At 69.2% G+C, this 12,556-nt stretch carries 8 protein-coding genes; 1 reads left to right on the top strand and 7 read right to left on the bottom strand.

The annotated features are described in order from the left end of the window. Positions 1-23 precede the first annotated feature (23 nt). From AB0E67_RS06775 to AB0E67_RS06745, 7 genes are all read right to left on the bottom strand, one after another. On the bottom strand, positions 24-740 hold the full coding sequence (locus AB0E67_RS06775) for an ABC transporter ATP-binding protein (RefSeq protein WP_362021932.1): 717 nt from the start codon (positions 738-740) through the stop codon (positions 24-26). Further along, positions 737-1,675, bottom strand: a complete 939-nt coding sequence (locus tag AB0E67_RS06770; protein ID WP_362021929.1) for an ABC transporter ATP-binding protein — start codon at positions 1,673-1,675, stop codon at positions 737-739. The genes AB0E67_RS06775 and AB0E67_RS06770 overlap by 4 nt, the downstream gene beginning before the upstream one ends. 5 nt (positions 1,676-1,680) lie before the next feature. Further along, positions 1,681-3,477 carry a branched-chain amino acid ABC transporter permease gene (locus AB0E67_RS06765; RefSeq protein ID WP_362021927.1) on the bottom strand — a complete coding sequence of 599 codons (1,797 nt, stop codon included), beginning with the start codon at positions 3,475-3,477 and terminating at the stop codon, positions 1,681-1,683. 5 nt (positions 3,478-3,482) lie between these two features. Next, positions 3,483-4,412, bottom strand: coding sequence for a branched-chain amino acid ABC transporter permease (locus tag AB0E67_RS06760; protein WP_362021924.1), 930 nt, complete (start codon positions 4,410-4,412; stop codon positions 3,483-3,485). A 104-nt stretch (positions 4,413-4,516) separates the two neighbouring features. Further along, the gene (locus tag AB0E67_RS06755; RefSeq protein WP_362021921.1) at positions 4,517-5,743 is read right to left on the bottom strand and encodes a branched-chain amino acid ABC transporter substrate-binding protein; all 1,227 of its coding nucleotides are present in this window, start codon (positions 5,741-5,743) and stop codon (positions 4,517-4,519) included. Between the two features lie 736 nt (positions 5,744-6,479). Next, positions 6,480-6,950: a hotdog fold thioesterase gene (locus AB0E67_RS06750; RefSeq protein WP_362021919.1), complete on the bottom strand. Its 471-nt coding sequence runs from the start codon at positions 6,948-6,950 to the stop codon at positions 6,480-6,482. Positions 6,951-7,307: 357 nt separating this feature from the next. Continuing rightward, a complete protein-coding gene (locus tag AB0E67_RS06745) occupies positions 7,308-9,584 on the bottom strand; it encodes an FdhF/YdeP family oxidoreductase (protein WP_362021917.1) in 2,277 nt (758 codons plus the stop codon). 211 nt (positions 9,585-9,795) lie between these two features. Here AB0E67_RS06745 and polA point away from each other — a divergent pair, with 211 nt between their 5' ends. Then, complete coding sequence (polA, locus tag AB0E67_RS06740; RefSeq protein WP_362021914.1) at positions 9,796-12,507, top strand: DNA polymerase I; 2,712 nt, start codon at positions 9,796-9,798, stop codon at positions 12,505-12,507. Positions 12,508-12,556 lie beyond the last annotated feature (49 nt).

Below are 12,556 nucleotides of genomic sequence, written 5' to 3'. Positions count from 1 at the left end.
GTGCCTGTGCGGAGCAGGTGGGGTCAGTCCTCGCCGAGGTAGGCCTTGCGGACGGACTCGTCGTGCAGGAGGTCCGCGCCGGTGCCGGAGAGGACGATCCGGCCGACCTCCATGACGTGGCCCTGGTCGGCGAGGGAGAGTGCCGCCTGGGCGTTCTGCTCGACGAGCAGGATGGTGGTGCCCTGGGCCTTGAGTTCGGCGATGGTCTCCATGATCTTCTGCATCATGATCGGGGAGAGGCCCATGGAGGGTTCGTCGAGCATCAGGAGCTTGGGCCGGCACATGAGGGCCCTGCCCATGGCGAGCATCTGCTGTTCGCCGCCCGAGAGGGTTCCGGCGGCCTGTTTGCGGCGTTCCCCGAGGATGGGGAAGAGGTCGTAGGCGCGCTGGATGTCCTGTTCGATGCCCGCCTTGTCGTTGCGGAGGTAGGCGCCGAGCTGGAGGTTCTCGGTGATCGTCAGCCGGGGGAAGATGTGGCGTCCCTCGGGGGAGTGGGCGAGGCCCAGGGAGACGATCTTGTGGGCGGGGATGTTGCCGATGGGCTGTCCGTCGAAGACGATGCTGCCGCCGGCCGGTTTGAGCAGCCCGGAGAGGGTGCGCAGGGTGGTGGTCTTGCCGGCGCCGTTGGTGCCGATGAGGGTGACGATCTGGCCGGCTTCGACCGTGAAGGAGATGCCCTTGACGGCTTCGATCTTGCCGTAGGCGACGCGGAGGTCCTGGACCTCCAGCAGTGTGGTCATCGGGCGTCCTCCTCGGTGCCGTCGGCGCCGGTGGTGCCGGTGGTGTCCGCCGTGGCGGTGGTGCCGGCCGTGCCGGTGTCGGTCGTTCTGTGGGCCTCGGCGGCTTCGACCTCGGCGACTTCTTCGGCGCCGGGGGCGCCTTCGAAGGGGGTGCCGAGGTAGGCGGCGACGACGCGTTCGTCGCTCTGGACGACGTCTGCGGTGCCTTCGACGAGTTTCTGGCCCTGGACGAGGACGGCGACGCGGTCGCAGAGGTTGAAGATGAACCGCATGTCGTGCTCGATGACGAGGACGGCGATGCCCTGGTCGCGGATGGCGAAGATGAGTTCTTCGGTGACGCGGGTTTCCTGCGGGTTCATGCCGGCGGTGGGCTCGTCGAGGAGCAGGAGGCCGGGCTCGCTGGCCAGTGCGCGGGCGATCTCCAGTTTGCGCTGGTCTCCGTAGGGGAGGTTGCGCGCGAGGTGGTCGGCCTTGTCCGCCAGGCCGATGAACTCCAGGAGTTCCATGGCGCGTTCGCGGCTGGCGTTCTCGGCCTTGGTGAAGCCGGGGAGGCGCAGGAGGGCGGACCAGAGTCCTTCCTTGGTCCGGGTGTGGCGTCCGACGAGGACGTTTTCCAGGACGGTCATGTTGGCGAAGAGCCGGATGTTCTGGAAGGTGCGGGCGATGCCGGCCTGGGTGACGAGGTGGGGTTTGGGCGGCAGGACGGTGCCCTTGTAGCTGACCTTGCCCTCGGTGGGGACGTAGAGGCCGGTGAGGCAGTTGAAGAAGGTGGTCTTGCCTGCGCCGTTGGGGCCGATGAGGCCGACGATCTCGCCGGTGTTGACGGTGAGGTCGACTTCGCGTACGGCGGTGAGGCCGCCGAAGCGCATGGTGACCCCGCTGGCGTCGAGGACGGTGGTGGCGTTGTTCGTGGTGGGGGTTTTCGTGGTGGTCATGGTGTTCACGCCCCCGCCTTGGCGACGCCGGCGCCGGTTGTGTCGGACTGTCGCGGTTCCGGTACGTCGGGCTGGTCGGTCTCGTGGAATTCGAGCTGTTTCCTGCGGTCGGCGACCAGGCCCTCGGGGCGCAGGCGCATCAGGAGGATGAGCGCGACGCCGAAGAGGAAGAGCTGGTAGTCCTGCATGAATTGCAGCTTGGCCGGGATGAGGTAGAGGAGTGCGGCGCCGACGAGGGGTCCGCTGAGGGTTCCCATGCCGCCGAGGATGACGGCGGCGAGGAGGAAGGCGGAGTTGGGGGGTACGGAGCCGGCGAACTGGTACTGCTCGGGTGTCACGGTGTAGTTGACGTGTGCCTGGACGGTTCCGGCGAGTCCGGCGAGGGTCGCGCCGAGGGCGAAGGCGAGCAGTTTGAGGCGGAAGGAGTTGATGCCCATGGCGGTGGCGGCGGTCTCGTCCTCGCGGATGGCGACCCAGGCGCGGCCGATGCGGGATTCTCCGGAGCGGCGGAAGACGAGGACGACGACGGCGGTGAAGAGGAGCATGAGCAGGTAGTAGTTGGCGGACCTGCCGAGGCTGAAGCCGAGGATGTCGTGCTTGGTTCCGAAGTCGAATCCGAAGAAGTTGAGGTCGGGGATGCTGGGGATGCCCTGGGAGCCGTTGGTGAGGTCGGGGCCGCTGTTGCCGTTGAGGTTGTTCACGGTGAGGCGGAAGATTTCACCGAAGCCCAGGGTGACGATGGCGAGGTAGTCGCCGCGCAGCCGGAGCGTGGGTGCGCCGATGAGGACGCCGAAGACGAGTGAGGCGGCGGCGCCGGTGAGTACGGCGGCCCAGAAGGGGAATTCGACGCCGATGGCCGACATGGTGGATCCGGAGACCAGGGCGGCGGCGTAGGCGCCGACGCCGAGGAAGGCGACGTATCCGAGGTCGAGGAGGCCGGCGAGGCCGACGACGACGTTGAGGCCGAGTGCCACGGTGCCGAAGATGAGGATGTTGGCGCCGATGAGCGCGTATTCCTCTTTCTGCTGGGTGAAGGGGAAGCAGACGGCGGCGACGAGGGCGGCGGTGAGGGTGATGTTGCGGTGCTTCGCGGTCAGCGCGGTGAGGCGGGAGACGAGTCCGGCGCGGTGGAGTGCGGTGAAGGCGAAGCCGGTGGTGATGAGGAAGCCGATGAAGAGTTCGGTGTAGTCGGTGTCGATGCCGTAGCTGAAGACGTAGAGGCCGATGCCGAACGCGACGACGATGATGAGGATTTCGGCCCAGTCGGGGAGGGCTTTGGCCCGGGGTGCGGACGGGGCGCGGAGGCTGTGGCGGAAGCGTTCCCAGGCGGTGGTGGTGCCGGCGGGGGTGGGTGTCTGGTCGGCGGGGAGTCCGAGGGCGGCGATGGCGGCGATGAGTGCGCCGATGCCGCTGACCCAGGCGCCGGGTTCCAGGTTGACGATGCCGCCGAGGGCGTAGGAGATGGCGCCGAGGGCGTAGCCGGTGGTGCCGAGGGTGCCGAGGGCGAGGAGGCGGACGGGGCTGTTGGTGCCGGCGGGGGTGAGCCAGCCGAGGCCGCGGATGCCGTATCCGGAGAGTGTGAGGAGGAGGGTGAGTGCGGCGCTGATGAGGGTGAGGACCTGGAGGCCGCCGGGGTAGCCGGTGACGGTGAGGTCGCCGGGGAATTCCTTGGTCCAGGTCCAGGCGAGGAAGGTTCCGGCGAGTGCGAGTGCGGCGCCTGTGAGGGTGGCGATGCGGGCTGCTGCCGGGGGGATGGGGAGGAGGGGGGCGGTGTGGGGTGTGGTGGTGTGGTTGGTGGTCATCCGTATCACGCCCGATCCGCGACGCGTTCGCCGAGCAGGCCCTGGGGGCGGAGCAGCAGGACGATGATGAGCAGGACGAAGGCCCATACGTCCTTCCAGGCGCCGCCGCCGAAGAGTTCCATGCCGGGGACGTTGCTCATGTAGCCGGTGGCGAGGGATTCGGCGATGCCGAGGACGACGCCGCCGAGCATGGCGCCGTAGATGTTGCCGATGCCGCCGAGTACGGCTGCGGTGAAGGCTTTGAGGCCCATGATGAAGCCCATTTTGAAGCCGATCTGGCCGTTCTTGAGCCCGTAGGCGACGGCGGCGACGGCGGCGAACGCGGCACCGATGGCGAAGGCCATGACGATGATGCGGTCGGTGTTGATGCCCATGAGCTTGGCGGTGTCGGGGTCCTGGCTGGTGGCTTGCATGCCGCGGCCGGCGCGGGTCTTGGAGACGAAGAGGCCGAGGGCGATCATGCAGATGGGGGCGGTGATGAGGACGAAGAGGTCACCACGTTGGATGTGGGCGCCGAGGATGTCGAAGGCTTCGCCCTTGAACTGGGGGAAGGAGCGGTCCTTCTTGGCGTCGGGGTACCACTTCCAGATGGCTTGCTGGAGTGCGAGGGAGAGTCCGATCGCGGTGATGAGCGGGGCGAGTCGGGGGGCGCCTCGCAGGGGTCGGTAGGCGAAGCGTTCGGCGGCTGTGCCGACGGCGACGGAGCATATGACGCCGCCGATGATCATGAGTGGGATGATCGCGAGGAGGGAGACGCCGGCCGGCATCCAGAGGTACACGGTGAGAGCTCCGAAGCCTCCGATCATGAAGATCTCGCCGTGGGCGAAGTTGATGAGCTGGATGATTCCGTAGACCATCGTGTAGCCGATCGCGATGAGTCCGTACATCGCGCCGAGGATGAGTCCATTGGCCAGCTGTTGCGGCAGTTCGTTCACCGCAGGGCCTCCGTGGAGTGGTTCGGATATGGCACCGCGCGGGGCGCTGGTGGCGCTCCCGCGCGGTCTGGGTCACTTCGGGTTGCCCGGGAGGGCGGCGGTGGTCAGGGCTTGTAGACCTCGCTGATCTTGGAGACCCACTTGCCGCCGTCGACCTGGTAGGCGGTCATCATGGTGTTGGTGGTGTCGCCGTACTCGTCGAAGGAGACGGGGCCGGTGACGCCGTCGAACTTGACCTTGGCCATGGCTTCGAGGACTTTGGCGCGGAGGTCGTCGGGGGCCTTGCCGTTGTTGTCGGCGACGGCGATCTTGACGGCCTCGATGATGGACCAGGTGGCGTCGTAGGTGCCGCCGCCGTAGGCCTCGTAGGCGTCCTTGTATCCGGCGGTCTTGTAGTCGGCGATGAACTTCTTGGCGGAGTCGAGTTCTTCGACGGGCTTGCCGACGGAGGTGGCGATGTCGCCCTGGGCCTTCTTGTTGAGCTTGATGAAGTCGGCGCTGTACATGCCGTCGCCGCCCATGAGGGGGATCTGGACGCTGTCCTTGAGCTGCTGGCTCAGGGGGGCGCCGGCGGGGTATTCGCCGCCGTAGTAGACGGCCTTGGCGCCGGACTTCTTGACCTTGGTGACGACGGCGTTGAAGTCGCGGTCGTCGGGGTTGACGTGGTCGGTGCCGACGATCTTGCCGCCGAGGGAGGTGAAGGTGTTCTTGAAGGAGGCGGCGAGGCCGGCGCCGTAGGGCTTCTGGTCGTCGATGAGGTAGACCTGGTTGATCTTCGCGTTGTTGTAGAGGTACTTCGCGGCGAAGGCGCCCTGGATCTGGTCCGTGGTGGCGGTGCGGAAGTAGGTCTTGTAGGGGCGCTTCTTGTCGCCGGTCTTCCAGTTCTCGCCCTGGGTGAGTTCGGTGCCGGTGTTGGCGGGGGAGACCTGGGTGAGGCCGGCGTCGTTGAGGGGCTTCTGCATCGACTGGGAGACGCCGGAGTTGAGCGGGCCGACGACGCCGACGACGGTGTCGTCGTCGATGAACTTCTGGGCGTTCTGCTGGCCGACGGAGGGCTGGGCCTGGTCGTCGAGGGGCTTGACCTCGAACTTGATGCCGGGGACGGTCTTTTCCTTGTTGGCCGTCTTGGCGGCGAGGTCGGCGGAGTTCTTGATGCCGAGGCCGAGGGCGGAGAGGTCGCCGGTGATGGGCGCGTCGACGCCGATGACGACGGTCTTGGTGCCGCCGTCGCCGCCGCCGTTGTTGCTGTCGTCGCGCGACCCGCAGGCGGTGAGTGTCAGTGCTCCTGTGGTGAGCACTGCGGTGAGTATGAGCGAAGAACGGTGTCGCACGAAAGGTCCTTTCCCTGGCGCGGCCTCCTCTGCTTGAGGTGCCGTGTCGTTCGCCGGGCCGTACGGGTGGTACAGGGCCGTGCTGGTTGACGCGCCCGGCGGCGCGGTGACTGGCCGTGACTCTAGGCGCAGGTGTGGTGGTGGGGGATGGGTCCGCCGCAGGATGTGACTTTCTTGTTATGCCCTTGAGCAAGGCTTGAGGTGGCTGTGCGGACATGTACGTCTTTTTACCGGTCGGCGAAAGTGACCGCATGGTGAGAACTCGCAGCTCTGCTAAGGGGCTTGAGCAGATCTTGGTGCTGTCGCCCGGTGTGGGCGAGGGGGAGCGGGTGCCGGGTGAGGTGAGGTGCGGCGGTGTTCGCGGGGCCGGATACGGGCGTGTTGTCCGTGGCCTGCACATATCGCCCGATGGTTACTGGGAGTGATGTCGGGCGTGGTGTGGTTGACGCGGTGTCGCGTGTGCGGCCGCCGCGGTCGGGTGTGGTGGGGGTGCCGATTGGGGCGTTCAACGCGTCGTGATGTCAGTGGTGTTGACCATGGTGGACGCTCAACTTGGCTTTGTCGTGCTGGAGTTGTGCGGGAAATGAGAATGCCCGGCCGGATCTCGGTCCGGCCGGGCGGTGGTGCGGGCGCGTGGCGCGCGGTGGTGGTGTGTGGTGTGCGGTGGGTCGCGTGTTGGGTTGTGTTTCGGTCAGGGGCGCGGGTGGCCTGGGGGCCGGGTGGGGTCGGGTTCCGGTCAGGCGGCGTCGGGGCGCGGTGCGTCGCGGAGCAGGCAGGTGAGGCGGGCGGTGCAGACCCGCTTGTCGTGCTCGTCGGTGATGACGATCTCGTAGGTGGCGGTGGAGCGGCCGCGGTGGACGGGGGTGGCGACGCCCGTGACGAGTCCGCTGCGCACGCCCCGGTGGTGGGTGCAGTTGAGGTCCACGCCGACGGCGATCTTCGTGGCGCCGCCGTGGAGCATGGAGCCGACCGAGCCGAGGGTCTCGGCGAGGACGGCGGAGGCGCCGCCGTGGAGCAGTCCGTACGGCTGGGTGTTGCCCTCGACGGGCATGGTGCCGACGACGCGGTCGGCGGATGCCTCGACGATCGTGACCCCCATGCGTTCGCCGAGGTGGCCGGCGGAGAAGAGGGCGGGGAGGTCGACGCCGAGTTCGGCGTATTCGTCGATGATCTCCTGGGGGAACGTGGGGGTGGTGTGCTCGCCCATGCTGTCCGGCTCCGATCGTCTGCGATGCCCGGTGGCTTCGGTCTGTCTGCGTCGTTCATATCAGACGACTGAGCGGGCGCTTAGGTCGTGTGACGTACGGGACGGCCCGGTGTTGGGCGCCGGGCCGTTCCGGCTCGTGCGCCGGCCCCGTGCCGTCGGGCCGGGCGCCGCCCGTCGGGAGGTCCGGCCCGTCGAGAGGGGCGCTCCCGGTGCGGCCGGCCCGGGAGCGCCGCGACGGGCCGGGCCTCGTCCCCGGCGGTCCTCGGCCGCCTTCTGCTGTCCCCGGGAACGGCCGGTCGTGCCCGGAGACGCCCGGTCGCTCCCGGGCGCCCCCTGGTCATCCCCGGTCGTCGCCGGTCATCCCCGGATGTTCTCGAAGCGCACGACGACGGACTTGCTGGCGGGGGTGTTGCTGGTGTCGGCCGTGGAGTCGAGGGGGACCAGCACATTGGTCTCCGGGTAGTAGGCGGCGGCGCAGCCGCGGGCGGTCGGGTAGTGCACGACGCGGAAGCCGGGGGCGCGTCGTTCCACGCCGTCCTTCCATTCGCCGACGAGGTCGGTGTACGCGCCGTCGGCCAGGCCGAGGTCGCGGGCGTCGTCGGGGTTGACGAGGACGACGCGGCGGCCTCCCTCGATGCCGCGGTAGCGGTCGTCGAGGCCGTAGATCGTGGTGTTGTACTGGTCGTGCGAGCGCAGGGTCTGCAGCAGCAGTCGGCCGTCGGGGAGTTCGGGGTGTTCGACGGGGGCGGCGGTGAAGTTGGCGCGGCCGGTCGCGGTGGGGAAGCGGCGTTCGTCGCGGGGGGCGTGGGGGAGGGTGAAGCCGCCGGGGTGCTCGATGCGGGCGTTGAAGTCCTCGAAGCCGGGGACGACGCGGGAGATGCGGTCGCGGATGGTCGCGTAGTCCTTCTCGAACTCCTCCCAGGGGGTGGCCGATCCGGGTCCGAGGACGGCGCGGGCGAGGCGGGCGATGATGGCGGGTTCGGAGAGCAGGTGCGGGCTTGCGGGGGTGAGGTTGCCGCGGGAGGCGTGGACCATGCTCATGGAGTCCTCGACCGTGACGAACTGCCTGCCGCTCGCCTGGACGTCCTTGTCGGTGCGGCCGAGGGTGGGCAGGATCAGGGCCCGGGTGCCGGTCACCGCGTGGGAGCGGTTGAGCTTGGTGGAGACGTGGACGGTGAGGCGGGCCCGTCGCATCGCGGCCTCGGTGACCTCGGTGTCGGGGGTGGCGGCGACGAAGTTCCCGCCCATGGCGAAGAAGACCTTGGCGTCTCCGTCGCGCAGGGCCCGGATGGAGCGGACGACGTCGTGGCCGTGGTGGCGCGGCGAGGTGATCGAGAATTCCTTGTCGAGGGCGTCGAGGAACGCGGCCGGGGGCCTTTCGAAGATGCCCATGGTGCGGTCGCCCTGGACGTTGGAGTGTCCGCGCACGGGGCAGACTCCTGCGCCGGGGCGGCCTATGTTGCCGCGCAGCAGGAGGAAGTTGACGATCTCGCGGATGGTCGGCACGGAGTGCTTGTGCTGGGTGAGGCCCATGGCCCAGCACACGATGGTGCGTTTCGAGGCGAGGACCATGGCGAGGGCTTCTTCGATGGCGGCGCGGTCGAGGCCGGTGGCGGCGAGGGTCCGGTCCCAGTCGGCCTCGCGGGCGGCCGCGGCGAATTCCTCGTAGCCGTGGGTGTGTTCCCGGACGAAGGCTTCGTCGACGGCGCCGTCGGTCTGCAGGACGAGCTTGTTGAGGAGTCGGAAGAGGGCCTGGTCGCCGCCGATGCGGATCTGCAGGAAGAGGTCGGTGAGCGGGGTTCCCCTGAGCATGCCGCGCGGCGTCTGCGGGTTCTTGAACCGTTCCAGACCGGCCTCGGGCAGCGGGTTCACCGAGATGATCCTGGCTCCGGCGGACTTGGCCTTCTCCAGGGCGGAGAGCATCCGCGGGTGGTTGGTGCCGGGATTCTGTCCGGCGATGATGATCAGGTCGGCGCGGTGGAGGTCCTCCAGGGAGACGCTGCCCTTGCCGATGCCGATGGTCTCCGTGAGTGCCGAGCCGGAGGACTCGTGGCACATGTTGGAGCAGTCGGGGAGGTTGTTGGTGCCGAATTCGCGGGCGAACAGCTGGAGGAGGAACGCGGCCTCGTTGCTGGTGCGGCCCGAGGTGTAGAAGACGGCCTCGTCGGGGGAGGCGAGGGCGCGCAGTTCCTCGGCGATGATGCCGAAGGCGCGGTCCCAGGTCACCGGCTCGTAGTGGTCGGCGCCCTCGGGGAGGTACATCGGGTGGGTGATCCGTCCCTGCTGGCCGAGCCAGTATCCGCTGCGGGCGGAGAGGACGGGCAGGGAGTGCGCGGCGAAGAACTCGGGGGTGACGCGGCGCAGCGTCGCTTCCTCGGCGACGGCCTTGGCGCCGTTCTCGCAGAATTCCGCGGTGTGCCGGTGGTCGCCCTCGGGCCAGGCGCAGCCGGGGCAGTCGAAGCCGTTCTTCTGGTTGACCTTGAGGAGGGTCTGCGCGGTGCGCCGGATGCCCATCTGCTGCCGGGCGACGGCGAGGCTGTGGGCGACGGCGGGCAGGCCGGCGGCGGTGTGCCGGGCGGGTCCGACCCGGGGCGCGTCCTGGACCGGGTCACCGGTGGGGGGCTTCGTGGCCATGGTGCGCTTCCTTTCGGGCCGGGTGCGGACCGTGTCGTTCCGTGCGCGTCGCGTGTGTGCCGCGCGGGGCGCCGTGCTCCCCGGCTTCTCCCTTTTGCTCGTCCCTCGATCCTGTCACGCGGGCCGGGCCGGCGGGACGGTCGTGCGTCGTCGAATGCGGCGAGCGACGCCCGGTCGGGCATTGTCAGTGGTCCGTGGCAGGATCGGGGGCGTGGCTGAGACGGCATCGAAGAAGACGGCAGACAACCGACCGCGCCTGCTCCTGATGGACGGGCACTCCCTGGCGTACCGGGCGTTCTTTGCGCTGCCCGCGGAGAATTTCACGACGGGGTCGGGGCAGACGACGAACGCGGTGTACGGCTTCGCGTCGATGCTGGCGAACACGCTGCGTGATGAGGCGCCAACGCATTTCGCGGTGGCGTTCGACGTTTCCCGCAAGACGTGGCGCGCTGAGGAGTTCCCGGAGTACAAGGCGAATCGTTCGCAGACCCCGGACGAGTTCAAGGGGCAGGTCGAGCTGATCGGTGAGCTGCTCGACGCGATGCGTGCGGACCGTTTCGCGGTCGAGGGCTTCGAGGCGGACGACGTCATCGCCACGCTGGCGACGCAGGCCGAGGCGGCCGGTTTCGAGGTGCTGATCGTCACCGGTGACCGGGACTCGTTCCAGCTGATCACGGACAACGTCACGGTGCTGTATCCGACGAAGGGCGTGTCGGAGCTGACGCGGTTCACCCCGGAGAAGGTCGAGGAGAAGTACGGGCTCTCGCCGCGGCAGTATCCGGACTTCGCGGCGCTGCGCGGTGACCCGTCGGACAATCTTCCGGGTATTCCGGGCGTCGGGGAGAAGACCGCCGCGAAGTGGATCAAGCAGTTCGGTTCGTTCGCCGAGCTGGTGGAGCGCGCGGAGGAGGTCAAGGGGAAGGCCGGGCAGAATTTCCGGGACCACCTGGACGCGGTGCGGATGAACCGCCGGCTGACGGAGATGGTCCGTGACGTGGAGCTGCCGAAGACCCCGCGGGACCTGGAGCGCGCTCCGTACGACCGTACGGCGGTGGCGGGTGTGTTGGACGTCCTGGAGATCCGCAACCCGAGCCTGCGCGAGCGGCTGCTGGCCGTCGATCCGGGCGCGGCCGAGACTGGTGCCCCGGTGCCCGCGGCGGGCGTCGAGCTGGACGGTGCGGTGCTGGGCGCGGGCGAGCTGGCGCCGTGGCTGGCGGAGCACGGCGGGGAGCCGCTGGGTGTCGCCACGGTCGACACCTGGGCGCTCGGCGCGGGCACGGTCACCGAGGTCGCGCTGGCGGCGGCGGGTGGCGCGGCGGCCTGGTTCGATCCCGCGGAGCTCGACGAGGGCGACGAGCGGGCGTTCGCCGCCTGGATCGCCGACGCGGCGCGGCCCAAGGTGATGCACAACGCGAAGAGCGCCATGCGGGTCTTCCCGGAGCACGGCTGGCGGGTCGAGGGCGTCACGATGGACACGGCGCTGGCCGCCTACCTGGTCAAGCCGGGCCGCCGTTCGTTCGCGCTCGACGCGCTGGCGGTGGAGTACCTGGGCCGGGAGCTGGCGCCCGCGGCGGCGCCCGACGGGCAGCTGGCCTTCGGCGCGGACGACCGGGCGGAGGCCGACGCCCTGATGGCGCAGGCCCGCGCGGTCCTGGATCTGGGAGAGGCGTTCACCGCCCGGCTGGCGGAGGTCGGCGCGGCGGAGCTGCTGCATGACATGGAGCTGCCGACGTCCGCGCTGCTGGCCCGCCTGGAGCGGCAGGGCATCGCGGCGGACCGGGCTCATCTGGAGGGCATGGAGCAGCAGTTCGCCGGTGCGGTGCAGCAGGCGGTGAAGGAGGCGCACGCGGCGGTCGGCCGGGAGTTCAATCTCGGCTCGCCCAAGCAGCTCCAGGAGGTCCTCTTCGGTGAGCTGGGGCTGCCCAGGACGAAGAAGACGAAGACGGGGTACACGACGGACGCCGATGCCCTGGCCTGGCTGGCCGGGCAGACGGAGCACGAGCTGCCGGTGATCATGCTGCGCCACCGCGAGCAGGCGAAGCTGCGGGTCACGGTCGAGGGTCTGATCAAGACGATCGCGACGGACGGCCGTATCCACACGACGTTCAACCAGACGGTGGCGGCGACGGGGCGGCTCTCCTCCACCGACCCCAACCTGCAGAACATCCCGGTGCGTACGGACGAGGGCCGGGCCATCCGCCGGGGCTTCGTCGTCGGCGAGGGCTTCGAGTCGCTGATGACGGCCGACTACAGCCAGATCGAGCTGCGGGTGATGGCGCACCTCTCCGAGGACGCGGGCCTGATCGAGGCGTTCACCTCCGGTGAGGACCTGCACACGACGGTCGCCTCGCAGGTGTTCGGCGTCGACAAGTCGGCCGTCGACCCGGAGATGCGCCGCAAGATCAAGGCCATGAGCTACGGGCTGGCGTACGGGCTGTCCGCGTTCGGTCTCTCCCAGCAGCTGAACATCGAGGCGGGTGAGGCGCGCGGTCTGATGGACACCTACTTCGAGCGGTTCGGCGGGGTGCGCGACTATCTGCACCGTGTGGTGGAGGAGGCCAGGGCCACCGGATACACCGAGACGGTCTTCGGCCGCCGCCGCTATCTCCCGGATCTCAACAGCGACAACCGCCAGCGGCGCGAGATGGCCGAGCGCATGGCGCTCAACGCGCCGATCCAGGGCACGGCGGCGGACATCGTCAAGGTCGCCATGCTCAAGGTGGACCGGGCGCTGACCGGGGCGGAGATGAAGTCGCGGATGCTGCTCCAGGTCCACGACGAAATCGTCCTGGAGATCGCGGCGGGGGAGCGTGCGCGGGTGGAGGAGATCGTGCGCCGCGAGATGTCCACGGCCGTGCAGTTGCGCGCCCCGCTGGACGTGTCGGTGGGTGTGGGTACGGACTGGGAGTCGGCGGCCCACTGACCCGGGCGCGGCCACCACGCCGACCCGTGGGCGTGGTCCGCAGGGCCGA

The organism is Streptomyces sp. NPDC032161 (assembly GCF_040636995.1).
In the GTDB taxonomy this organism is placed as follows: Bacteria; Actinomycetota; Actinomycetes; order Streptomycetales; family Streptomycetaceae; genus Streptomyces.
The sequence above is the reverse complement of the archived record's forward strand: the minus strand, read 5'-3'. Positions and strand labels throughout refer to the sequence as shown.